Genomic DNA, 23,703 nt, shown 5'->3' with positions numbered 1-23,703 from the left:
ATTGCTTTTAGTTGTCGGATTTTGACGGTTCTGATACAATGAAATTTGTAAGAGGAATTTTTTTGGAGTCTGCGGGACATAATACGCCTACCAGGGACATTTTTAACCCGGTTAGCATTAACTGGTGAAAAAAAGGAGTAATAACATGAGAGCATTAATCGACCTTCAGAAAAAATTATTCCCTGATGTCTTGGAAGTTATGCAGCGCAGGTACAAGATTTTGCACTACATACAATTGATGGGGCCGATCGGCCGCAGAAGCCTGGCTGATAATATCGAAATGGGAGAACGGCTGGTCAGGAGTGAAGTCGACTTCTTGAACAGCAACGGCTTTCTCGATATCACGGCAAAGGGCATGCTGTTGACCACAGAAGGCACCAACATATTGGAGCAGCTCGGGGAATTCATGAAGGAAGTGTCCGGCTTTAGTGTTTTAGAACAAAGTGTAAAGGATAAATTACACGTAGACCATGTTATTGTGGTTCCTGGTAATAGTGATGAGGTTGATTGGGTAAAACAAGAAATGGGAAAAGCCGCAATCGGGTTTTTGCGGTCGATTCTGGAAAACAATCAAACCATTGCTGTGACAGGTGGAACGTCGATGGCTGCAGTCGCCGAGATGATGAACCCTCTTGAGAATGCAAAAAACTGCATGTTCGTTCCTGCCCGGGGCGGTTTGGGAGAGCGTGTGGAAAATCAGGCGAACACGATTTGTGCGGAGATGGCAAATAAAGCCAATGGGGAATACAGGCTGCTCCATGTGCCCGATCCCTTGAGTGAAGAATCCTATCAATCGATTATCGGAGAGCCATCCGTCAAAGAAATTCTTCAATTGATCAGACAGGCAGATGTCGTCATTCATGGTATTGGCGATGCGATGACGATGGCCGAGCGGAGGAAGACTTCGGAAGAGGTTTTACAGAAGATCAAGACCGGCAATGCGGTCAGTGAAGCATTCGGCTATTATTTCAACAAAACCGGGGAAGTCATCCACAAAGTAAGGACTGTCGGTCTGCAGCTGGAAGATTTATTCAGTTCCCAGTGTGTCGTCGCTGTTGCTGGAGGCACTTCAAAGGCGAAGGCGATCATGTCTTACTTCCAGCAGGGAAAAAGCAACGTCCTTGTCACCGATGAAGGGGCGGCAAAAGAGTTAATAAGGGAGTAATCCCTTTAAATATATAGGAAAAATAAGGAGGAATAACAAATGGCAGTAAAAGTAGGTATTAATGGTTTTGGCCGTATCGGTCGTAACGTATTCCGTCAAGCATTGAAAAATGACGAAGTAGAGGTAGTTGCAGTAAACGACCTTACAGATGCAAACATGCTTGCACATCTTTTGAAATATGACTCTGTACACGGAATCCTTGAAGAAGAGGTTTCTGTAAACGGTGCTAACCTTGTTGTAGCAGGAAAAGAAATCATCGTTAAGTCTGAACGCGATCCAGCTAACCTTGGTTGGGGAGATTTGGGCGTAGAAGTAGTAATCGAATCTACTGGTATCTTCACAAACCGTGACGATGCGAAAAAACATCTGGACGCTGGTGCGAAAAAAGTGGTTATCTCTGCACCTGCTAAAAACGAAGACCTCACATTGGTTATGGGTGTTAACGAAGACAAGTACGATGCAGCAAGCCATCATGTCATTTCTAACGCGTCTTGTACAACAAACTCTTTGGCTCCAGCAGCTAAAGTGCTTCATGAAAAATTCGGTATCAAGCGCGGCCTGATGACAACTGTTCACTCTTATACAAATGACCAGCAAATCCTTGATTTGCCGCATAAAGACTACCGTCGTGCACGTGCTGCTGCACAAAACATCATTCCTACCACTACTGGTGCAGCAAAAGCTGTAGCCAAAGTTCTTCCTGAATTGGAAGGTAAATTGAACGGTATGGCTATGCGTGTTCCAACTCCAGACGGTTCTATTGTGGACTTGGTTGTTGAACTGGATAAAAACGTAACAGCTGACGATGTAAATGCAGCACTTCGCGAAGCTGCAGAAGGCGACTTGAAAGGCATCCTGGAATACAGTGAACTGCCGCTTGTTTCTTCTGACATCGTAGGCAACACCCATTCTTCTATCGCAGATGGCCTGTCTACTATGGTGCTTGAAGATAACATGGTGAAAGTCGTTACTTGGTATGACAACGAAATGGGATACTCTACACGTTGTGTAGACTTGGCTGTTTTCCTTAAAAAACAAGGCCTTTAATCCCTGCAAAAACACGAATAACATGAACGAATGACCAGCAGGGAGGGGGATTTGTCCTCCTCCCTTGCGTGGTTTTCGTATGAATTTAAAGGTTCCCGGTTAACAGGAACCTACATACGGGAATGATAGTATGTGGAGCTATTACAGGTAAGGAGGCTGAAACAGCATGGATAAAAAGACAATTGCCGATCTTGATGTAAAAGGAAAAAAGGTCTTTTGCAGAGTGGACTTCAACGTTCCGATGAGCGATGGCGAAGTCAGTGATGATACACGAATCAAAGCTGCACTGCCGACAATCGGAAAACTGGTTGAACAGGGGGCACAAGTAATACTTGCCAGCCACTTGGGCAGACCAAAAGGCGAAGTGGTAGAAGAGCTTCGTTTGGATGCCGTTGCGAAACGTTTGAGCGATCTACTCGGCAAAACGGTGACAAAAACAGACGAGGTATACGGAAGCGAAGTCGATCAAGCATTATCCGAAATGAAAAACGGCGATGTATTGTTGATCGAAAACGTCCGTTTCCATCCAGGTGAAGAAAAAAATGACCCAGAACTTTCCAAAGCATTTGCAGACATGGCGGATGTTTATGTCAACGATGCATTTGGAGCAGCCCACAGAGCCCATGCATCGACTGCAGGAATTGCCGAACATTTGCCTTCTGCAGCAGGATTGTTGATGGAGAAAGAACTAAACGTGCTGGGCAAAGCATTGTCTAATCCTGAGCGCCCGTTCACGGCGATTATCGGTGGTGCCAAGGTAAAAGATAAAATCGGGGTTATCGATCATTTGCTCGATAAAGTCGATAATCTGATCATTGGCGGCGGACTTGCTTATACTTTCATCAAAGCCCGCGGCTATGAAATCGGAAAGTCTTTGCTGGAAGAAGATAAAATCGATTTGGCAAAACAATTCATGAAGAAAGCAGAAGACAATGGCGTGAACTTCATTATGCCGGTCGATGTCGTAGTGGGGGATGACTTCTCCAACGATGCGAATACGCAAATCGTCGATATCGAGAACATTCCTGCTGATTGGGAAGCGTTGGATATCGGTCCTAAGACAAGAGAAAAGTACAGCGAGATTGTTTCAGACTCCAAACTTGTGATTTGGAATGGACCAATGGGAGTATTTGAGTTGGATATCTATGCGAATGGTACGAAGGCCGTTGCCAAAGCTATGGCTGAAACAGAAGGTTACACGGTCATCGGCGGAGGAGATTCAGCTGCTGCTGTAGAAAAATTCGGATATGCTGAGCAAATGGACCATGTGTCCACTGGCGGCGGAGCTTCCCTGGAGTTCATGGAAGGCAAGGTTTTGCCAGGCGTCGATGCACTTAGCGATAAATAACAGGAGAGGTGATTCTTATGCGTAAAAATGTAATTGCTGGTAACTGGAAAATGAACAAAGTCCTGTCAGAAGCCGAACAATTCGTGGAAGAAACAAAAACTAGAATCCCTAGCGGAGATAAGGCTGAATCGATCGTTTGCGCACCATTCCCTTTTCTTCCTGTTTTAGTGGAAAAAGCGAAGGGATCGGACTTGAAAGTAGCAGCACAAAACATGCATTATGAAGACAACGGTGCTTTCACTGGCGAGGTCAGCCCTGTCATGCTGAAAGATTTGGGTGTGACACATGTGGTACTGGGTCACTCGGAACGCCGGGAATACTTCGCAGAAACAGACGAAACTGTGAACAAGAAAACCCACGCGGCATTTAATCATGGTCTTACTCCGATTATTTGTGTCGGTGAAACGCTTGAACAGCGTGAAAACAACGAAACCATGAACCACATTGAGTCACAAGTGAAACAAGCGTTGTCCGGGTTGACAGATGACCAAGTCAAGGCTTCTATCATAGCTTATGAGCCAATCTGGGCTATCGGCACAGGAAAAACAGCCACTTCAGAGCAGGCAAATGAAGTGTGTGCTCATATCCGCAACGTTGTAAAACAATTTTCTTCCGAAGAAGCGGGCGAAGCGATCAGACTACAATACGGCGGCAGTGTAAAACCAGCCAATGTCGATGAACTATTGTCACAGGCTGATATCGATGGCGCACTTGTCGGAGGAGCAAGCCTGGAAGCTGATTCATTTGTTCAATTAGCGGAGGCTGGTGCCAAATGAAACAAGATAAACTAGCGGCGTTAATTATCCTGGATGGTTTCGGCATCCGGGACGAAGTGAAAGGGAACGCTGTCAAACAGGCGAACATGCCGAACTTCGACCGTTATTTTAATAAATATCCGCATACACAGTTGAATGCGTCGGGAGAAGCTGTCGGTCTTCCAGAAGGACAAATGGGCAACTCCGAGGTCGGACACCTGAACATCGGTGCCGGCAGGGTTGTTTATCAAAGCCTGACACGGGTCAATAAATCGATCAAAGAAGGCGACTTTTTCGAGAATGAAGCCTTGGTTAACGCGGTCAATCACGCCAAGGAAAACAACAAGGCCCTTCATGTTTTCGGTTTGCTTTCCGATGGCGGTGTACACAGCCATATTGAACACTTATTCGGTCTGTTGAAGCTTGCTTCCACTAAGGGACTTGAGCAAGTGTATGTTCACGGAATCCTGGATGGAAGAGACGTGGGCCAAAAATCTGCAGAGCAATATATCAGACAAACCGAAGAAATCATGGAAAAATACGGTGTAGGGGAATTTGCTACGATTTCCGGCCGTTATTATTCCATGGACCGTGACAAGCGCTGGGACCGCGTGAAAAAATCCTATGACGCCATGGTTTACGGTGAAGGTCCGAAATATAAAACACCATATGAAGTCGTTGATGACTCATATGAAAATGAAATCTATGATGAGTTCGTCCTGCCGTCGGTGATCGTCGATGAGAATGGACAACCGAAAGGGACGATAAAAGATGAAGACTCCTTGATCTTTTATAACTTCCGTCCTGACCGCGCCATCCAGATTTCCCGGACGTTTGCCAATGAAGATTTCCGTGACTTCGAACGTGGCGACAAATATCCGAAAAACCTTTATTTCGTGGGACTTACCCAGTTCAGCGAAACGGTCGACGGCTTCGTAGCCTACAAGCCAGTCAACCTCGATAATACAGTCGGAGAAGTATTGTCGCAAAACAACTTGAACCAGCTGCGCATTGCGGAAACGGAAAAATATCCGCACGTGACCTTTTTCATGAGCGGCGGAAGAGAACAGGAATTCCCGGGCGAAAAACGGATTCTTATCGATTCTCCAAAAGTCGCTACCTATGATTTGAAACCGGAAATGAGCGCGTATGAAGTGACAGATGCCTTGTTGAAGGAATTGGATGAGGGGAACCAGAACGCCATCCTCTTGAACTTTGCCAATCCAGACATGGTCGGTCACTCCGGTATGCTGCAGCCAACCATCGATGCGTTGGAAGCTGTAGATGAATGCCTCGGAAAAGTTGTCGACAAAATCATCGAGCTGGGCGGCGAAGCAATCATTACCGCCGACCATGGTAACTCGGATGAAGTGGTGACATTGGAAGGAAAACCAATGACAGCCCACACAACCAATCCTGTACCTGTGATTGTCACAAGAGAAGGGATTGAACTCCGCGAAGGCGGCATTCTAGGTGACTTATCGCCAACATTGTTGGACTTACTCGATGTAGAACAACCAAAAGAAATGACAGGTCAGTCATTAATCAAAAAATAAAGGAGAGATTTACATGCCTTACATTACAGACGTATATGCTCGCGAGGTATTGGATTCCCGCGGCAACCCTACAGTTGAAGTAGAAGTATTCACAGAATCAGGAGCATTCGGCTCTGCATTGGTACCAAGCGGTGCTTCCACTGGAGAACACGAAGCAGTAGAACTTCGCGACGGTGACAAAGAACGCTATCTAGGAAAAGGCGTCCTGCGCGCAGTGGAAAATGTCAACGAAACCATTGCACCAGAACTGATCGGCATGGATGTTACCCGTCAAATCATCATCGATCAGCTATTGATTGAATTGGATGGAACAGAAAACAAAGGTAAACTAGGTGCCAATGCAATTCTTGGTGTTTCCATGGCAGTAGCCCATGCGGCAGCCGATTACCTGGGGCAGCCTTTGTACAAATACTTGGGTGGTTTCAGTGCTCATACCTTGCCAACACCAATGATGAACATCCTGAACGGCGGTGAGCATGCAGACAATAACGTCGATATTCAAGAATTCATGATCATGCCTGTAGGTGCTCCGACTTTCCGTGAAGCACTGCGTATGGGTGCGGAAATTTTCCATTCCCTTAAAGGAGTATTGAAATCGAAAGGCTACAATACCGGTGTCGGTGACGAAGGCGGATTCGCTCCGAACTTGAAGTCGAACGAGGAAGCTTTCCAAACGATTATTGAAGCAATCGAAGCAGCTGGCTATAAGCCTGGCGAGCAAGTAAAACTTGCAATGGACGTCGCTTCTTCTGAGTTCTATGAAAACGGCAAGTACAACCTGAAAGGAGAAGGGGTTGTCCGTTCTTCTGAAGAAATGATCGACTGGTTCGAAGAAATGATTAACAAGTACCCAATCATCTCTATCGAAGACGGTCTTGATGAAAACGACTGGGAAGGCCACCGCATGCTTACAGAGCGTATCGGCGACAGAGTGCAGCTTGTCGGTGACGACTTGTTCGTAACCAACACCGTTCGCTTGAAGCAAGGTATCGAACAAGGTGTCGGCAACTCGATCTTGATCAAAGTAAACCAAATCGGTACACTGACAGAAACATTCCAGGCTATCGAAATGGCGAAACGTGCAGGCTACACAGCGGTCATCTCCCACCGTTCCGGTGAAACCGAGGATGCAACGATTGCGGATATTGCCGTTGCAACGAATGCCGGCCAAATCAAAACGGGAGCACCTTCCCGTACAGACCGTGTAGCGAAATACAACCAGCTTCTTCGTATCGAAGACGAATTGGTTGGCACTGGCGTATACGGCGGACTGGATTCTTTCTACAACCTGAATAAATAAGATTTTGAAGTTCCTTTCCTTTAACGAAAGGTCAGACTGTCGGATAAAAATCCGGCAGTCTTTTTTTGTGTTGTTCCTCCTTTCATCACTCCGAAATAAGTACTAGTCCTTTCTCTTATCGCTCTTCTCATCTCAATCCCAGCAGTTGATAGATGCTGCGCACTACCTATAGCGGTTATCCAACGCTTCGGTAGCATCCTTCGCTTTCCGCGGGCACGGCTTCAGCTAACTTGGTAAAGAAAAGCCCTTTACCAAGTGGATCTTCAGCTCGCGCTATTCCCGCTGGAGTCTTCGTATGCTCCCTGCGCTAAGGAGCATGCTGATTAGCGGAAGCGTAGACTTTTTCCTGAGAACCAACAAAGCCATCTTAAAAACGTTTGTCAGGAAGTAGGTATTCCTTTTCATAAAAGACAGTTGGAGTTCCCGTCTTATCTCCTGTTCTTGGACTTTCCGCTTGTTTTTCTAGCAATGTCATTTGATGATACGGGCCATGAAGTACGATGAATAAAAAAATGTCCAGTACACGCGTTTATAAACAGAAAGCTGTTCCTAGCGAAGAAAATACCCGGAGACTCCCGCGGGAGGAAAGGCCTCGGTGAGATCCCGCAGAGCGTCAGCTCGAGGAAGCTCACCAGCCGCCCGCGGAAAGCGCAGGGTATTTTCGCAGCGTCGAATTCCAACTCAACAAAAGTAAGAAGTCAGGAAGACGCATCCAAACTATGTCGCAGTTTATATTTTATACGAAAAAATCAAATGGTCAGCTTGATAGGGCGGAGCTTCGTTACAAGTAATTCAGTGAATTTTTTGTTGACAAGCGAGGGAGGAAATTCTATCATGATAATGAGAATCATTTTCAATTAAAGAGCTCTAATTGAAAACCACTCTATCTATACTGCTGCAAATCACCACTATTTTTATCGGCTGCCAAAAAACATGCTGCATGCTGGATTGATGAGACAGCTGGTCATTGATACATAAAAACAAAAGAGGAAAGGAATGGTTTTACAAATGAATACAAAAGGGAAATTTTCACTGGCAATCACGGTTATTTTGACTTTTAGCATTCTGGTTTTGTTTGGATGCTCAGTGGGCCAAACAAGTTCTGCATCTAAATCAGAAGATAACGAGGACGCTTCGGCCAATGAAGAAAACACCGAATATCCAATTGTGATCGAGCATGCCTTTGGCGAAACGGTCATTGAGAGCAAGCCTGAACGAGTTGCGACCGTTCAATGGGCGAATCACGATGTTGCACTTGCCCTTGGAGTAGTACCTGTCGGTTTCTCGGCAGCAAATTACGGGGTCCAGGATGGCAGCGGGATGTTGCCTTGGACAGCTGAAAAACTGGAAGAACTCGGAGCAGAAGATCCGAATATTTTCCAGGATACAGATGGTCTTGATTTCGAGGCGATTTCAGATACTAATCCGGATGTCATTTTAGCCGGTTATTCCGGAATCACACAGGAAGACTATGATATCCTCAGTGAAATCGCTCCGGTTGTTGCTTATAAGGATGGTCCTTGGCTGACCACTTGGCGGGAGCAAGTCAGATTGGATGCAGCAGGCATGGGAATGAAAAAAGAGGGGGAACAACTTATAAAAGACACCGAGAACCTGATCAAGGAAAAAGCAAGCGATTACCCTGAGATGAAAGGGAAAAAAGTTGTTTTTGCCAACTTCTCTGCCGATGATTTATCGAAAATTTATGTTTATACACCTGAAGATCCTCGAGGAGCATTCTTGACCGAGCTAGGAATGGAATATCCGGAAAGTGTAACGGATGAAATCACGGATCCAAACAGCTTTTCCCTGACCCTAAGCGCCGAGAATGCCGATGTCCTTAACGATGCGGATATATTGATCGGCTATGGTGATGAAAGTTTATACCAGGCAGTGAAAGAAGATCCTCTGCTCGGAAAAATCCCGGCCATTGAAAGAGGTTCTGTTGTATTCATTGGAAACAATACACCTCTAGCGGCATCTGGGAATCCAAATCCGCTTTCGATTGCTTATACCATTGACGACTATCTAGAACTAATTGGAGGAGCTATTGAAAAGCTAGATGAATAGTTTACCAAATTCCAAAAAGAAAGGCTTCACCCCGCATGTTCCGCACAACTTTGTCGCGGTGCTGGTTATTTGTTTCATTTTGCTGTGTTTATGTGTGGCTGCGTCCCTCGTCCTTGGCTCGCGCCCGATAAGTTTCGATGAATTGATAGATGGTTTGTTTCATCCGTCTATCGACTCTTATGAGGCTAATGTAGTGCGTAAAAGGGTCTCCCGCACCGTATTCAGCTTGTTTTGCGGTGCGGCACTTGGCATTTCCGGTGCACTAATGCAGGCGGTCACTCGCAACCCGATTGCGGATCCAAGCATATTGGGCGTCAACACAGGTGCTTCCTTGTTTGTGGTAGGCGGTATTGCATTCCTGAACATTAACACTGCCAATCAGTATATCTTGCTTGCCTTAGCAGGGGCGATGCTTACTGCTGTTTTCGTGTTTGGAATCGGGTCTATGGGACGGGGCGGTGCCACTCCCCTTAAGCTTGTGTTGGCTGGAGCCGCCACGAGCGCTGCCCTTTCTTCTCTGGTGACAGCAATCATGATTCCGCGCTCTTACGTTATGGATCAATTCAGGTTTTGGCAAGTGGGAAGCGTCAGCTCAGCAAACTGGAGCGATATTACTACCTTCCTCCCATTTTTGTTGATTGGAATTCTGCTGGGGATCATTTCCACCACCGCACTCAATGCATTGGCCTTAGGGGATGAAGTTGCTACAGGGTTGGGTGTTCGAACTGGCATGCTGCGCCTTGTTGCAGCTTTGGCTGCTGTTCTTTTGTGTGGAGCGACTACGGCATTGGCAGGGCCGATCGGTTTTATAGGCTTGCTGGCGACTCATGTCATGCGACTTATTCTAGGGTCGGACATGCGGTTTATTATTCCGATGTCAGCCATCTCCGGAGCCGTCATTTTAACGATATCAGATGTATGCGGGAGATTCCTCGGCAGCCCAGGAGAGCTTGAGGTCGGGGTTGTAACAGCTTTTGTAGGGGCTCCCATATTGATTATACTTGCCAGAAAGGCGAAAGTGCGTTCATTATGAAGAATAATAAATCTGTAGAGTTTATCATTGCAGGCAGACGTCAAAGACGCCGGCGATGGATAATTGTCACAGGAACTCTTGCAATACTTTTATTTATATTATGCTGGGCGATGCTCATACTGGGGAGCACCGTTTACCCAATAAAGGATGTATTGCAAGTCCTTCTGGGAGAAAAAATCAAGGGTGTGTCTTTTGCCGTCAATAACATTCGCTTGCCGAGAATGCTGGCTGGTCTTCTTGCGGGCTTTGCTTTTGGCATCGGCGGAAACACCTTTCAGACGATGCTGCGCAATCCACTCGCCAATCCGAATGTCATTGGAATCACTACAGGATCCAGCGCGGCTGCCGTTTTTTGTATTGTCATCCTGCATACTAGTGATGCGATTGTTTCTATGGCGTCCATCATTGCCGGTCTGGCCACTGTTTTGTTCATTTATCTGTTCTCAAGGGGAAAAACATTTTCGATAGGGCGGATCATCTTAGTCGGAATCGGTATACAGGCGATGCTTAATTCATTGATATCCTATCTTCTGTTAGTGGGAGCGCAACAAGATATACCCGCCGCACTTAGATGGCTCAGCGGCAGTCTCAATGGTTCGCAAATGCACGAACTTCCACTGCTTATTATCAGTGTTCTGTGCTTGGCGCCTATCATTGTAGCACTGGGGAAACAACTTGGCATTCTGGAGCTTGGAGAACAATCGGCCACTTCTCTGGGAGTAAGAACGGATATGACCAGAATTGTTCTGATTTTGAGTTCCGTGTGTATCATTGCATTGGCAACGGCCGTCACGGGGCCGATCGCCTTTGTGGCATTTCTTGCTGGACCGATTGCGAAAAGACTCGTAGGTGTTGGGTTTTCGAGCGCGATCCCGGCAGGTCTTGTTGGTGCCAATCTAGTTTTGGCGTCTGATTTGATCGGTCAATTTGCATTTGAGGTCCGATACCCTGTAGGAATCATCACCGGCATCATCGGTGCGCCGTATTTGATTTACTTGCTAGTCCGTATGAATCGAAAAGGAGAGTTGTAATGAAACCGAATCATATCTTTCAGGCAGAAAAGGTAATCGCTGGCTATGATGATAAAACGGTTATCCAAGAAATTAGCATGGAGATTCCAAGTAACAAAATAAATGTGATCATTGGTGCAAATGCCTGCGGAAAGTCTACGCTTCTTAAAACATTGGCAAGGCTGATTAAACCGATTTCCGGTAAAATCACCCTGGATGGAAAGTCGATCAGCAAAGTACCGCCAAAGCATCTTGCGCGTATTGTAGGGCTTCTTCCACAGTCACCGATCGTTCCTGAAGGAATCAGTGTGGCTGATTTGGTTGGACGAGGGAGGTTTCCGCATCAAGCCCTGTTTGGCGGTTGGACGAAAGAGGACTACGAGGCAGTTGCCGAGGCGATGGAAATCATGAATATCACAGAACTCGCCAATCAGCACATTGACGAGCTCTCAGGCGGTCAAAGACAGCGCGTCTGGATAGCGATGGCGCTGGCACAGCAAACAGACATATTATTTCTGGATGAACCGACTACCTTTCTTGATATCACCTATCAGGTGGAAATTCTCGATTTGCTTACAGACCTTAACCGAAAATACGGAACAACCATTGTCATGGTGCTTCATGACATAAACTTGTCAGCACGCTATGCCGACCATATTTTTGCTCTTAACAAAGGAAAACTGGTCGCAAATGGCTGCCCTTCCCGAGTCATCTCAAGTACGTTGATTAAAGATATTTTCGGACTGGATTGTACCGTGATAGAAGACCCGATTTCAGGTTCTCCTTTTGTGGTGCCGATAGGACGACATCACGTTACGAGTAGGACCGGTACTTATAGTTGAAAACAGGTGAATCATGGCGCAAAAAATTGCTCGCTTTAAGCAGTTTTTTTGCGTCATTTGCATGCTTCACCCTACGTACTACGTGGAAAGAGCATTTTATCCTGGGCTAAGCTGTCTTCTTAAGCGGCGGAATTTCTGCCGATGTGTCTTTTAGTGTTCAATAGAACTTCCAAAAGGGGCTAAGCCGCTTGCCTGCAATACAATAGGACTAGGTTGAATAAAACGCTTCCCGGGTATAAGCTGGATATAATCAAATCATCCTTTAACAAGGGAGGCAGGTAACATGGCATATGACGTGGAGGAGAAGAAAAGAAGAGCCGGTGAAAAAGCAGTCGAATACATAGAAGACGGGATGACGATTGGTTTGGGTTCTGGCTCTACCGTCTACTGGATGATGAAAAAGCTGGGAGAACGAATCAAGCAAGGGTTGGAGATTAAGGGAGTTCCTTCATCTTTGCGTACGGAAGCATGGGCCCAAGACTTTGGCATCCCCCTTGCCACTTTTGCTGAAATCAACAGGCTTGACTTGACAATCGATGGCGCAGATGAAGTCGATCCAGATTTTCAGCTGATTAAAGGAGGCGGTGGGTCCCTGCTTCGGGAAAAGCTAGTCGCTGACGCTGCAAAGAAACTAATCATTATTGTAGATGAAAGTAAGCAGGTTCGAAAGCTGGGCAGTTTTCCACTCCCTGTGGAGATTGTCCGCTTTGGTTGGGAAAACACAACGAGAAAACTTTCCTCCTTAGGATGTACACCAAAATTGAGGAAAACTGAGGACGGAGAAGTGTTTGTGACCAACAATGACAATTATATCGTGGATTGCGCTTTCGAGGCGATGGGAGACCCCGCAGCTGTACACCGTGAACTAAAACTGACATTAGGAGTGGTGGAAACAGGATTGTTTCTCAATCGGACGAACAAAGTGATTGTCGGCCGGAAAAGCGGTGTTGAAATTCTGGAAAGATAGGGTTGGAGAAAACTTGCAGACTATGCATCTGCAAGTTTTTTTGCCTTTCACATTGTGGTGAGTATGCACTTTAACAAAAGGGAAGCCTTGAAAAGAGATTGACAGGGGAGAAGGGATAAGCTAAGATTGCACTGTAAATGATAATGAGAATCTTTATCATTTATAATGATTACATAACCATACTTAAACTAAAAGAGGGGGACAAAATGAAATGAAGAAGTGGTATATACTTATAATCACGATAATCACGGCTGTTTTGCTGGCTGCCTGCGGAGACGGTTCCGATCAGGACGAGCAAGCCGGTCAAAAAGAAGATACCTCTGGGAAAGAAGCTATTACAGTAGAAGATGCATACGGCGAACAGTCTTTTGACCAGGCTCCGGAACGTGTCGTCGTATTGGAATGGGTTTATGCGGAAGATTTATTGGCTCTTGGCATTCAGCCAGTCGGGATGGCTGACATAGAAGGATATCATAACTGGGTAAACATCGAACCGGAGCTTGGAGAGGATGTCCAGGATGTCGGGACGAGACAGGAACCGAATTTGGAAGCGATTGCCGAGTTGGATCCAGATTTGATCATCACAGCGGGGTATCGTCACGAAGCGATAATGGACAGCTTGAAAGAAATCGCGCCGACTATGGCATTTAATCCCTATCCAGCGGAAGGAGAGGGGAATCAGTATGAGGAAATGACCGGGACGTTCAACGAATTGGCCAAGCTGTTTGGAAAACAGGATAAGGCTGACCAAGTTTTAAATGATTTGGAATCTGCCTATCAACAAGCGGAACAGGAAATATCCGACGCTGGGATGGGCGAAAAGCCGTTTGTGCTGTCCCAGGCATACAGTTCGGACAATAGTCCGGTAATCCGTTTGTTCAAAGATAACGCAATGGCAGTTCAAATCATGGAAAATATCGGATTGGAAAATGCCTACCAATCAGATGGATTCCAGGTATATGGATATGATGAAACGAGTGTCGAAACGTTGCAAAATTTCCAGGACGCACGCTTTTTTTACATCGTTCAGGAAGAAGACAATATTTTTGACGATCAGTTGAAAGGAAACCCTGCTTGGGAAAATCTCCGATTTGTCGAACAGGATGAAACTTATCGGCTGCCAGGGGACACATGGACATTCGGAGGCCCGTTGTCGGCAGGAGTATTTGCGGAACAAATCAAGGAAGCGCTAATCGAGTAGAGAAGTGATAGTATGAAGGATGCTTTTTTGAACGTGAATAAATGGTTGAAGACGGCTTTCACTTTTGGAGGGGGAGCCGTACTTCTCGTTTCCCTTCTGTTTCTGCACATCAATCAAGGGAGCGTCGATTTATCCTGGGGTGTAGTATGGAATGCTTTGGTGGCACCCGAAGACATCATTGAGCACCATACCGTACGCTATCTCCGCCTGCCGAGGGCAGTGATGGGGATTTTGGCTGGAGGATCCCTGGCTGTCTCCGGCGTTATTTTGCAGACGATCACGAAAAATCCACTTGCCTCTGCCAGTACACTTGGAATTCATTCTGGTACATATTTTGCGGTTGCTGTCAGTACCATCTTTCTTCCTGCCTCCCTTCCCCTTCAAGGATTGCTACCTGCGTTCCTTGGAGGTCTTTTCACCGCCCTGCTTGTTTATGGGCTGGCAGGAGGGACGGCGGCCAACCCGGTCAGAATGGTCTTGGCAGGAATGGTTGTAACCATCATGTTTTCATCATTTACTTCTGTCCTGCAAATATTTTATGAAAACGAAACAGCTGGTTTGTTTTTATGGGGAGCCGGAACGCTTGTCCAAAATGACTGGAGCGGTGTACAGTTTTCCATGCCTTTGATTGTGATCGGCATGGTCGTAGCGTTTTTTCTTGCAAAACAGCTTGATATTTTCCGGATGGGTGAGGATGTAGCGGCCTCTCTGGGACAGCAAGTGGGTCGGATCCGCATGATTGCGTTACTTGCTGCGGTGCTGCTCACAGCTGTAACGGTGAGTGTGGTAGGTCCCATCGGATTTGTCGGGCTGATTGCTCCCCATCTAATCAAGCTGCTCGGTTTTCGTAATCATTTTAGCCTGGTGACTGCGTCCTTTATCTGGGGGGCAAATGTTCTTTTAGGAGCGGATGTGCTCGCAAGATGGGTCGATCCTTCGTTTTCCGAGCTTCCTGTCGGGGCGATCACGGCCCTGATTGGAGCCCCATGGCTGATATGGCTTGTACTGAGAAACAGAAGCAGACAATATGGAGAAAAGAACACTGCTATGCTTGCAGGAAGCGTCAGACTTCCTCTTCAAGGCGGGTGGTTTATTGCAGGGCTTGTACTGTTGCTTATTTCCGCTATTGTAGTCGGTGCTGCCACCGGGAATAATGGCATTCAACTTACACAAAGTTTCTCAGCCGTTTTTGACGACGGGCAGGAGTTCCTTCGCAATATGATTTTTCAGTTACGCTTGCCACGTCTGCTTGTTGCCGCACTCAGTGGAGGACTGCTAGCTGTCAGTGGATTCGTCTTTCAAGGGGTGCTTCGCAATCCCTTGGCAGATCCTTCGGTGATCGGGATTACATCGGGTGCAGGGGTGGGGGCTTTGCTGGTCATTTTTTCTGCCTTTTCCGCAGCGTTTATTCCACTTGGTGCCTTCATCGGTGCACTTGCGGCATTTCTTGTGGTCATGGGATTATCCTACCGTGCCAACTTCCAGCCATCTTTGTTGGCATTGCTAGGAATCGGTGTTTCTGCTTTTGGCTCTGCAATTATCCAAATTGTCGTAGTGCAAGCGGATATGGCTGTGGCCTCAGCGCTGACATGGCTGTCTGGCAGTACGTATGCCAAAAGCTGGGAGGCACTGCTGTATTACTTACTCGGTCCTATGCTTCTTCTTGTTCCGCTTCTATATTTGCAAATAAGAAATCTGAACGTCCTGTCGCTTGGAGATGAAACAGCGAAAGGATTGGGAATGAAAGTGTCCAGGACACGTTTTTATATGGCATTGATTGCTTCCCTGTTGGCTGCTGCAAGTGTTTCAGCTGTCGGAACGATAAGCTTCGTCGGTTTGTTGGCTCCGCATGCTGCACGGATTCTGCTTGGCTCTGGTCACAAACAGCTGCTGCCCGCTTCTGCGCTGATTGGAGCAGTCTTGCTGGTGATTGCCGATATTTTGAGCCGGACGCTGTTGGTACCAAAAGAAATCCCATCAGGTATTCTGGTCGCTTTGATCGGCGCCCCTTACTTTTTATGGTTGATGTACCGCTCCTCACACGTGAAAAAAGCTTAGGGGAAACCGGCATCATTCACTGGCAAAAGACGAACGATAACAGGTTTTGAAATAAGGAAAAGAACTCCATTTCCTGCAATAAACTTATTATGAAGGTGCAACTCCGGCAAGGTATTTTGCTTTCTGCGGGCATGGCTTCAGTTAACTTGGTAAAGAAAATCGCTTTGCCAAGTGGGTCTTCAGCTCGTGCTCATCCCGCAGGAGTCTATATACCTTGCCTCCGTTTGCTTTGAATAAGCGCAGTATCTTGCCGTAGCGATAGGGGGAAGGCACTCTTCAAACAATAGAATAAAAGCAAGCATGTCATTAAAAAAACCGAACGTGTTCGAATGTTTCCATTCGAAGCATCGTTCGGTTTTTGTTTCGGTGTCTCTATAATATTGTTTCAATCATTTGAATTCAGCGATTTACTGATTTGTTTTTTCGCGGATGAACTGTTCGACTTCTTCTGCTGTATTCATCGACAACAGCTTGTCCTTGAAGGAGGCAAGCTCTTCCTTGGAAAGATCTTTGATCTGGGTTCTTGCAGGAAGAATCGAAGTCGCGCTCATGCTGAATTCATCCAGTCCAAGGCCAAGTAAGATTGGAATGGCGATTGAATCTCCGGCCATTTCTCCACACATTCCAGCCCATTTTCCTTCTGCGTGGGCAGCTTCGATGACGTTATTGACCAGGTTCAGAATCGATGGGTTATACGGCTGGTACAAGTAGGAAACCCTCTCGTTCATCCGGTCAGCCGCCATCGTATATTGAATCAAGTCGTTCGTGCCAATGCTGAAAAAGTCGACTTCTTTGGCGAATTGGCGTGCAATGACTGCAGTAGAAGGGATTTCTACCATAATGCCGATTTCGATATCGTCAGAAACTTCGGTACCGGCGTTCGTCAAGTTCTCTTTTTCTTCCAATAGAATCGCTTTTGCCTGACGGAACTCGTCCAGCGTGGCGATCATCGGGAACATGATTTTCAGGTTGCCGGATGTACTTGCCCGCAGCAATGCGCGCAGCTGGGTACGGAAAATGTCATCTCGCTCCAGACAAAGGCGGATGGCGCGGAAGCCTAAGAACGGATTCAATTCTTTCGGCAAATCCAAGTAAGAAAGCTCTTTATCTCCTCCGATGTCGAGTGTACGGACAACTACCGGTTTGTCTCCCATTTGTTCCAATACGGATTTATAGGCTTCATACTGTTCTTCTTCAGTAGGTAGTTCGCTTTTGCCCATGTAAAGGAACTCGGTACGGTAAAGCCCGACGCCTTCGCCGCCGTTATTGATAACACCTTCTACATCATCCGGAGTACCGATGTTGGCTACCAGCTCTACATGTTTGCCATCAGCTGTTTTAGTCGGTTCATCTTTCAGTTTGGCCCACTCTTGCTTTTGTTCTTCAAAGTCTGCTTGTTTTTGTTTATATGTCGCAAGTTGTTTTTCATCCGGATCGACGATGACTTCGCCGTCTATACCATCGACAATTACCAAGGTGTCTTTTTCCGCCGTATGGGTAATGTTCTTCGTACCCACTACCGCCGGAATTTCCAAAGATCTCGCCATAATGGCAGAATGGGAAGTTCTTCCGCCGATATTTGTGGTGAATCCTTTGACAAACTGTTTGTTCAATTGGGCGGTGTCGGAAGGAGTCAAGTCTTCAGCGACTATGACTACTTCCTCATCGATCAGGGCCGGATCAGGGAAGGTCACTTTCAACAGGTGAGCCATGACACGTTTGGTGACATCCTGGATATCGGCAGCGCGTTCTCTCATGTACTCATTGTCCATGTTTTTGAACATATCGATAAACATGTTTGCCGTTTCATCCAATGCTGCTTCTGCATTGACATTTTCTGATTTGATTTTATCCTTGATCGGGTTGATCATCTCCGGATCGCTAAGTACAAGCAAGTGCGCGGAGAAAATCTCAGCATGTTCGTCGCCAAGAGATTTTCTGGCATTTTCCTTGATGATTTCCAGCTCTTGCTTGGATACGGATAACGCATCGTTTAAGCGCTCGATCTCCGCATCAGGATTTTCGATACTTTTCTTATCGAAAGTAAGTTCCGGGACCTCTAATTTATATGCTTTGGCAATCGCGATCCCGCTTGATGCTGCAATACCCTTAATGCTGTTCATTATGTTTATTCTCCTAGCCCTTCATTTTTAATGGTGTCTACGATTGTCTGCAAGGCTTCTTCTTCATCAGAACCATCAGCAGTCACTTTGACTTCGGCATCCTTCGGAATACCAAGGGACATAACGCCCATGATCGATTTAAGATTGACGGATTTTCCGTTATACTCCAGGTTGATGTCTGATTCAAAGTTACCGGCTTTATTGACTAAAACCGTCGCTGGACGCGCGTGAACTCCTGTTTCGTCTGTGATAGTCATTGTTTTTTCTACCATAGATAAAACCTCCTATAAAAATTTATGATAAGCAAACAACGGGCAGTCTCCCTGTCCTATTTTACTCTTTTGTCAGGTCTTTTTTCAAGAATCCAAGAATGACAGCACTTACTGCAGAACCAATCAGGATTGCCAGCAAGTATAGTAATGGATTTCCTTCCACAAGCCCAGCTACTACAATACCACCATGGGGGGCTCTTAGTCCAATATCGAACAACATGGTCAGTCCTCCCGCGATGGCAGAACCGATGGCAACAGACGGGATGACCCTGGCCGGATCTGCTGCCGCAAACGGGATGGCCCCTTCTGTGATAAAGAAGGCACCGAGTGCATAGGCGGATTTACCTGCTTCCCGTTCCTGTTTCGTGAACTTGTTTTTGAAAAAGGTAGTGGCCAATGCCAGGGAAAGAGGCGGTACCATACCTCCAGCCATAATGGCGGCGATAAACGAAAAGTTATCAGCATCGAGCATGGCGATACCGAATGTATAGGCTGCTTTGTTGATCGGGCCGCCCATATCAATCGCCATCATGCCTCCCAGCAGTAATCCCAATAAGACTAGGTTAGAACCGCCGAGGCTTTCCAGCCAGCTGGACAATCCAGTGTAAATCGTCGTCAACGGTGGGTTGATCAACAGCATAATCAATCCGGTGATTCCAATCGAGAAGACTGGGTAAAGCAATACAGTTTTTAATCCATCAAAAATAGCCGGCAATACTTCCATAGCTTTTTTTACGAGCAGGGTGATATACCCGGCAAGGAAACCTGCGATCAAACCGCCAAGGAACCCGGAACCGCCATCTGCACCTTCCACACCGGAAGAGATGGCAATCAAACCAGCAACCATACCCGGCGCAAAACCTGGCCTGTCAGCAATACTGGAGGCGATAAATCCGGCAAGGACAGGAACCATCAGGAAGAAGGCGTTCCCGCCGCCAATCGTATTAAGCATTTCGGCAAAGCGGTTGTAATCGGCGCTTTCCGGGTCGGCTGAATTGATGCCCCACAAGAAAGAAATGGCAATCAGGATACCACCGCCGACCACGAATGGAAGCATGTTGGAAACACCGTTCATCAAATGTTTATAAAAGCCGGTACGTCCTTTTTCCTCCTGTTGTCCTTCTTCCTTACCTTCACCTCCGTCTCCTTGGTAAATCGGTGCATCCTTTTCAATGGCTTTGTTCAGCAGTTCTTGCGGCTGATGAATCGCCTTGCCTACAGGCACTTGAATCAAAGGTTTACCGCGGAAGCGTTCGGTTTCGATTTTGGTATCTGCTGCGACGATAATAGCATCAGCTGCTTCGATTTCTTCTTTGGTCAAACGGTTTTTCACCCCGCCGGAACCATTCGTTTCCACTTTAATCGAAATGCCCATTTCAGTGGCGGTTTCTTTCAGTTTGTCCGCCGCCATATAAGTATGGGCGATTCCTGTAGGACAACCGGTCACAGCCAAAATCCGGCTGGAAGCAGCTCCATCGGTCGTTTCCTCCTCGGCGGATTCGTCTTGTTCTTTTGCATCGACGACGGCCATCACTTCTTCCGCAGTGGATGCTTCTTCCAGCTTCTGGCGGAACTTTTTATCCATCAAGAAAGAAGATAATCGTGACAGGGTTTCCAAGTGTGTCTGATTGGCTCCTTCAGAAGCGGCAATCATGAAAAACAAGTGGGAAGGGGATTCATCCAATGCCTCATAATCAATTCCCTCAGCAGATCTCCCGAAAACGATAGCTGGTGTTTTTACAGCAGCTGTCTTGGCGTGCGGGATGGCAATCCCTTCGCCGATTCCGGTCGTGCTTTGTTCTTCCCGTTCGAGGATCGCTTTTTTATATTCCTCTTTATCGTTTAAACGGCCGGCTTCATCGAGTTTGTTGACAAGCTCCTCGATAACGCCGGGCTTGTCTGACGCCTTTAAATCAAGAATAATCGTGTCTTTTTTCAATAAGTCTGTGATTTTCATTGTTAGAACCTCCCTTTATCTAATGAATGAACGGTGACTTGAGGGAGCAGTCCGTCCACGTCTGTTTTGTTACATAAATCATCCTGAAACGCAGTGGCGCTCCCTGCCGCGACAGCTGTTTGAAAAGCTTGTTCCGGTTTGTTCCCGGCTGCAATGCTTGCGAGAAATCCTGCTACCATCGAGTCGCCGGATCCTACGGTGTTTCGAACTTCTCCAGCAGGAACATGTGCCTGCAAGTACGTATCGCCGCTAACATAAACTGCTCCTTGTCCGCCCATCGATATAATGACATGTTTGGCTCCTTGCTCGTGCAGTTTACTGCCAAAATGCACGGCATCTTCTACGGTGGTGATTGTGGTATCGAACAATTCACCCAGCTCATGGTGGTTTGGTTTTACCAGAAATACTTCCTGGCCGACGATTTTTTTCAGTGCGTAACTGGATGTGTCCGCTATCATGTTCACTTCATTATTCCGGCAAAATTCTGCCGCTTTCACATAAAAGTCAGAGGAAACAGTGGAAGGAACGCTGCCGGCGGCAACCAGATAGTCGCCTTTTTTCAGATTGGCGATTTTTTGAAGCAGTTTCTGCTCCTGTTCTGCGGATATTGCCGGGCCGGGTCCGTTGATTTCCGTCTCTTCTTCTGATTTTAACTTCATATTCACTCGGGTCGGGCCGTCCGTTTCAATAAAGTCATGGGTGATTCGGGCCTTGTCCAGCTCCTTTTTTATGAAGTCACCGGTGAAACCGCCGAGGAACCCTAGAGCCGTATTCTGTTGTCCCAGTCGCTGCAGCACTCTGGACACATTGATTCCTTTACCCCCAGGGTAATAAGCGGTGTCTTTCCCTCTGTTCAAACCTCCCTGTTCAAATCGTTCGACGTGGATGATGTAATCTACGGATGGATTCAATGTACATGTATAAATCATTTGTTACACAACCTTTATGTTTGTCTTGTCTTGATAAGGGGAGAGGATGTCTTCATCCTTTTCATTGGTGATAAGAAGTGCCTCTTCTAAACCTGCAATCTTGCTGAATGAAACCTGACCAAATTTCGTATGATCCGCCAGTACAAAACATTGTTGAGCTGAATGTAAAGCCTGTTGTTTGATCAATGCTTCTTCGGGATCGGGAGTAGTCAGTCCATAAGTTAAATCAATGCCGTTAACCCCGATAAAACATTTATCAAAACGATAGTTTTGCAAGCCGGTCTGGGCTCCGCGGCCAATCAAAGCTCTTGTCTTATGTTTTACCAATCCGCCAGTCAGATACGTGGTTATTTGCTGTGCGCTCAATGCGTCCAAATGGGTGAGACCATTCGTCACCACCGTGATATTTTTGTCCTTCAGGTGAGGAATCATCTCCAATGTCGTGGTGCCAGCATCCAAGTAAATGTATTCATCGTGTTCCACCAATGCGGCTGCTTCGGCAGCAATCCGCTTTTTTTCTTGAAGGTTTTTGGTCGTTTTTTCCGGAATGCTTAATTCCTGGCTGATTGTTTGTCTTGAAGCAGCTCCACCGTGGACCCGGACCAGCTTATGTTGGTTTTCCAGTTCGCTCAAATCTCTGCGGATCGTCGACTCTGAGGCTGTCGTCAGTTTGATGAGGTCTTGGATGGCAACGGTTCCATATTCGGCGACTTGCTTTAGAATTAATTGATGTCGTTCTGGTGTCAGGATAAGTCATCACCTCTATTTTTCTTTCAACCATCTAAATCATAAAGCAACCCCTTACATTTTTCAATCATAAATGTTCAAAAACATTCAAAAACATTCACCGCTGTCATAAAATAGTCACGGAAAAAACAGCCATGTTCCTAAGCAAATCTTTCCGTGTTCTCCATTAAATATAGAGTGGATTATAGTGGGATAGGAAATACGGATACAGCAACGGGGGAAAAAACGGAGGTCGGGGAAGTTGTCAGCCCAACGCTGCGGAGACGGATTGTTTTCCGGACAGGTGCAAATCCCGGACATTCTGTTTAAATCCGGGTATTAGCTTAACTCATGACATCATGGATCCAGTTGACGATGTCAGTAAAAACTTCTTCTTTGTTTATTTCATTCAACATTTCATGTCGTCCATTTTCATAAATCCGGATGGTGATATCCTGGATGCCGTGTTGATAATATGTGTCTGCAGTGCGAAAAACACCCTTCACCTGTTTTCCGACTGGATCTTTACTACCAGAGAAAAACAACATGGGAAGTTGTTTAGCAATGGATTCAATCCCGTCCGGATCATCCATATGGTCGAATCCTGTGAATAAATCTAAAAAGAAAGCGGCTGTCGGGACAAAACCGGAAAATGGATCGTTCAGATAAGCGCGAACCAGTTCGGAATCCCGGCTCAACCAGTCGAATTCAGTGACCCGATTATCAATGTTCCGATTGTAATTGGCGAAAGCCAGTTGATGGAGGAGCTTGGAGGGAACTTTTGGACCTCTGCGCTTTCTTTCTGCGATTGCCAGTATTTTTCCCAAATTATTTATCAAACCAGGGTGACTTCCTGTTCCTGAGAGAAGAACCCCGTTAAGCGCATGGCTATGCTGCTGGATGTAGCATCTTGCTAAAAAAGATCCCATGCTATGGCCAAGCAGGAACAATGGCTTTCCGGGATGTTCTCTTTCAATCGTTTTCGTTACGCTCCATAAATCATTGACCGTTTTATCAAAGCCGTTCTTTTCGTCAAGAAAACCGAGGGTGCCCTGCCTTTTGCCGGTGTGACCGTGCCCTCGATGATCATTTGCATATACCGCGAAGTTTCGTTCAACCATAAATTCGGCGAATCGCTGGTATCTGCCGGTATGTTCTGCCATTCCATGAGCCAGCTGTATGATGGCTTTTGGCGAATGATTTGACTGGTACCAATTCCGGACAAAAACCTTATGGTGCTCATCCGTGGTCAGCCAATACGTTTTTTGCTCCATATTTTTCCTCTCCTTTTATTTCATCATAATATTTATTTGGGAAACCGTCTAATATCGGCTTGCTAAGCGT

19 protein-coding genes are annotated in these 23,703 nt (G+C 46.4%); 13 read left to right on the top strand and 6 right to left on the bottom strand.

The window, feature by feature from the left end:
• Nucleotides 1-145 precede the first annotated feature (145 nt).
• The 13 genes from ABVF09_RS13415 (at nucleotide 146) to ABVF09_RS13355 (ending at nucleotide 16,352) form a co-directional block, all read left to right on the top strand.
• Nucleotides 146-1,165 carry a sugar-binding transcriptional regulator gene (locus ABVF09_RS13415; protein WP_026569480.1) on the top strand — a complete coding sequence of 340 codons (1,020 nt, stop codon included), beginning with the start codon at nucleotides 146-148 and terminating at the stop codon, nucleotides 1,163-1,165.
• Between the two features lie 39 nt (nucleotides 1,166-1,204).
• Nucleotides 1,205-2,212 (top strand): type I glyceraldehyde-3-phosphate dehydrogenase, encoded by a 1,008-nt coding sequence (gene gap / locus ABVF09_RS13410; RefSeq protein WP_026569481.1) that lies wholly within the window; start codon nucleotides 1,205-1,207, stop codon nucleotides 2,210-2,212.
• A 166-nt stretch (nucleotides 2,213-2,378) separates the two neighbouring features.
• Nucleotides 2,379-3,560, top strand: a complete 1,182-nt coding sequence (locus ABVF09_RS13405) for a phosphoglycerate kinase (RefSeq protein WP_026569482.1) — start codon at nucleotides 2,379-2,381, stop codon at nucleotides 3,558-3,560.
• A gap of 17 nt (nucleotides 3,561-3,577) precedes the next feature.
• The gene (gene tpiA, locus ABVF09_RS13400; protein WP_371069386.1) at nucleotides 3,578-4,336 is read left to right on the top strand and encodes a triose-phosphate isomerase; all 759 of its coding nucleotides are present in this window, start codon (nucleotides 3,578-3,580) and stop codon (nucleotides 4,334-4,336) included.
• Entirely contained in the window at nucleotides 4,333-5,871 is a 1,539-nt protein-coding gene (gene gpmI / locus ABVF09_RS13395) for a 2,3-bisphosphoglycerate-independent phosphoglycerate mutase (RefSeq protein ID WP_026569484.1), read from the top strand. Before tpiA ends, gpmI begins: the two co-directional genes overlap by 4 nt.
• A gap of 13 nt (nucleotides 5,872-5,884) precedes the next feature.
• Nucleotides 5,885-7,171, top strand: a complete 1,287-nt coding sequence (gene eno / locus ABVF09_RS13390; RefSeq protein WP_026569485.1) for a phosphopyruvate hydratase — start codon at nucleotides 5,885-5,887, stop codon at nucleotides 7,169-7,171.
• A gap of 996 nt (nucleotides 7,172-8,167) precedes the next feature.
• Nucleotides 8,168-9,241, top strand: coding sequence for an iron-siderophore ABC transporter substrate-binding protein (locus tag ABVF09_RS13385; RefSeq protein WP_371069385.1), 1,074 nt, complete (start codon nucleotides 8,168-8,170; stop codon nucleotides 9,239-9,241).
• Nucleotides 9,234-10,274, top strand: coding sequence for a FecCD family ABC transporter permease (locus ABVF09_RS13380; protein WP_026772324.1), 1,041 nt, complete (start codon nucleotides 9,234-9,236; stop codon nucleotides 10,272-10,274). Before ABVF09_RS13385 ends, ABVF09_RS13380 begins: the two co-directional genes overlap by 8 nt.
• On the top strand, nucleotides 10,271-11,305 hold the full coding sequence (locus ABVF09_RS13375) for a FecCD family ABC transporter permease (RefSeq protein ID WP_026569488.1): 1,035 nt from the start codon (nucleotides 10,271-10,273) through the stop codon (nucleotides 11,303-11,305). Before ABVF09_RS13380 ends, ABVF09_RS13375 begins: the two co-directional genes overlap by 4 nt.
• Nucleotides 11,305-12,126 (top strand): ABC transporter ATP-binding protein, encoded by an 822-nt coding sequence (locus tag ABVF09_RS13370; protein ID WP_153465348.1) that lies wholly within the window; start codon nucleotides 11,305-11,307, stop codon nucleotides 12,124-12,126. The genes ABVF09_RS13375 and ABVF09_RS13370 overlap by 1 nt, the downstream gene beginning before the upstream one ends.
• A 283-nt stretch (nucleotides 12,127-12,409) precedes the next feature.
• Complete coding sequence (gene rpiA / locus ABVF09_RS13365; protein WP_026569490.1) at nucleotides 12,410-13,093, top strand: ribose 5-phosphate isomerase A; 684 nt, start codon at nucleotides 12,410-12,412, stop codon at nucleotides 13,091-13,093.
• 211 nt (nucleotides 13,094-13,304) lie between these two features.
• Nucleotides 13,305-14,294, top strand: a complete 990-nt coding sequence (locus tag ABVF09_RS13360) for an ABC transporter substrate-binding protein (protein WP_026569491.1) — start codon at nucleotides 13,305-13,307, stop codon at nucleotides 14,292-14,294.
• 12 nt (nucleotides 14,295-14,306) lie between these two features.
• Nucleotides 14,307-16,352, top strand: coding sequence for an iron ABC transporter permease (locus ABVF09_RS13355; RefSeq protein ID WP_371069384.1), 2,046 nt, complete (start codon nucleotides 14,307-14,309; stop codon nucleotides 16,350-16,352).
• Between the two features lie 407 nt (nucleotides 16,353-16,759).
• Here the strand turns inward: ABVF09_RS13355 and ptsP are convergent, their stop codons facing one another.
• From ptsP to ABVF09_RS13325, 6 genes are all read right to left on the bottom strand, one after another.
• The gene (ptsP, locus tag ABVF09_RS13350) at nucleotides 16,760-18,475 is read right to left on the bottom strand and encodes a phosphoenolpyruvate--protein phosphotransferase (protein ID WP_371069383.1); all 1,716 of its coding nucleotides are present in this window, start codon (nucleotides 18,473-18,475) and stop codon (nucleotides 16,760-16,762) included.
• Nucleotides 18,476-18,480: 5 nt separating this feature from the next.
• On the bottom strand, nucleotides 18,481-18,747 hold the full coding sequence (locus ABVF09_RS13345) for a phosphocarrier protein HPr (RefSeq protein WP_026569494.1): 267 nt from the start codon (nucleotides 18,745-18,747) through the stop codon (nucleotides 18,481-18,483).
• Between the two features lie 61 nt (nucleotides 18,748-18,808).
• Nucleotides 18,809-20,704, bottom strand: a complete 1,896-nt coding sequence (locus tag ABVF09_RS13340) for a PTS fructose transporter subunit IIABC (protein WP_371069382.1) — start codon at nucleotides 20,702-20,704, stop codon at nucleotides 18,809-18,811.
• 2 nt (nucleotides 20,705-20,706) lie between these two features.
• Complete coding sequence (gene pfkB / locus ABVF09_RS13335; protein WP_026569496.1) at nucleotides 20,707-21,633, bottom strand: 1-phosphofructokinase; 927 nt, start codon at nucleotides 21,631-21,633, stop codon at nucleotides 20,707-20,709.
• A gap of 3 nt (nucleotides 21,634-21,636) precedes the next feature.
• Nucleotides 21,637-22,383 (bottom strand): DeoR/GlpR family DNA-binding transcription regulator, encoded by a 747-nt coding sequence (locus tag ABVF09_RS13330; protein ID WP_026772331.1) that lies wholly within the window; start codon nucleotides 22,381-22,383, stop codon nucleotides 21,637-21,639.
• A gap of 320 nt (nucleotides 22,384-22,703) precedes the next feature.
• Nucleotides 22,704-23,633 carry an alpha/beta hydrolase gene (locus tag ABVF09_RS13325; RefSeq protein ID WP_371069381.1) on the bottom strand — a complete coding sequence of 310 codons (930 nt, stop codon included), beginning with the start codon at nucleotides 23,631-23,633 and terminating at the stop codon, nucleotides 22,704-22,706.
• Between the last annotated feature and the right edge of the window lie 70 nt (nucleotides 23,634-23,703).

This window comes from Sediminibacillus sp. JSM 1682029, assembly GCF_041366435.1.
GTDB classification, from domain to species: Bacteria; Bacillota; Bacilli; order Bacillales; family Amphibacillaceae; genus Sediminibacillus; species Sediminibacillus terrae.
The sequence above is the reverse complement of the archived record's forward strand: the minus strand, read 5'-3'. Positions and strand labels throughout refer to the sequence as shown.

Excerpts from the sequence above, each read along its gene's own strand:
- tpiA (WP_371069386.1), top strand. The coding sequence starts at position 3,578 with ATGCGTAAAAATGTAATTGCTGGTAACTGGAAAATGAACAAAGTCCTG.
- ABVF09_RS13370 (WP_153465348.1), top strand. The coding sequence starts at position 11,305 with ATGAAACCGAATCATATCTTTCAGGCAGAAAAGGTAATCGCTGGCTAT.
- ABVF09_RS13345 (WP_026569494.1), bottom strand. The coding sequence starts at position 18,747 with ATGGTAGAAAAAACAATGACTATCACAGACGAAACAGGAGTTCACGCG.
- ABVF09_RS13380 (WP_026772324.1), top strand. The coding sequence starts at position 9,234 with ATGAATAGTTTACCAAATTCCAAAAAGAAAGGCTTCACCCCGCATGTT.
- ABVF09_RS13375 (WP_026569488.1), top strand. The coding sequence starts at position 10,271 with ATGAAGAATAATAAATCTGTAGAGTTTATCATTGCAGGCAGACGTCAA.
- ABVF09_RS13405 (WP_026569482.1), top strand. The coding sequence starts at position 2,379 with ATGGATAAAAAGACAATTGCCGATCTTGATGTAAAAGGAAAAAAGGTC.
- eno (WP_026569485.1), top strand. The coding sequence starts at position 5,885 with ATGCCTTACATTACAGACGTATATGCTCGCGAGGTATTGGATTCCCGC.
- ABVF09_RS13415 (WP_026569480.1), top strand. The coding sequence starts at position 146 with ATGAGAGCATTAATCGACCTTCAGAAAAAATTATTCCCTGATGTCTTG.
- gap (WP_026569481.1), top strand. The coding sequence starts at position 1,205 with ATGGCAGTAAAAGTAGGTATTAATGGTTTTGGCCGTATCGGTCGTAAC.
- ABVF09_RS13340 (WP_371069382.1), bottom strand. The coding sequence starts at position 20,704 with ATGAAAATCACAGACTTATTGAAAAAAGACACGATTATTCTTGATTTA.
- ABVF09_RS13355 (WP_371069384.1), top strand. The coding sequence starts at position 14,307 with ATGAAGGATGCTTTTTTGAACGTGAATAAATGGTTGAAGACGGCTTTC.
- rpiA (WP_026569490.1), top strand. The coding sequence starts at position 12,410 with ATGGCATATGACGTGGAGGAGAAGAAAAGAAGAGCCGGTGAAAAAGCA.
- ABVF09_RS13385 (WP_371069385.1), top strand. The coding sequence starts at position 8,168 with ATGGTTTTACAAATGAATACAAAAGGGAAATTTTCACTGGCAATCACG.
- pfkB (WP_026569496.1), bottom strand. The coding sequence starts at position 21,633 with ATGATTTATACATGTACATTGAATCCATCCGTAGATTACATCATCCAC.
- ptsP (WP_371069383.1), bottom strand. The coding sequence starts at position 18,475 with ATGAACAGCATTAAGGGTATTGCAGCATCAAGCGGGATCGCGATTGCC.
- gpmI (WP_026569484.1), top strand. The coding sequence starts at position 4,333 with ATGAAACAAGATAAACTAGCGGCGTTAATTATCCTGGATGGTTTCGGC.
- ABVF09_RS13325 (WP_371069381.1), bottom strand. The coding sequence starts at position 23,633 with ATGGAGCAAAAAACGTATTGGCTGACCACGGATGAGCACCATAAGGTT.
- ABVF09_RS13360 (WP_026569491.1), top strand. The coding sequence starts at position 13,305 with ATGAAGAAGTGGTATATACTTATAATCACGATAATCACGGCTGTTTTG.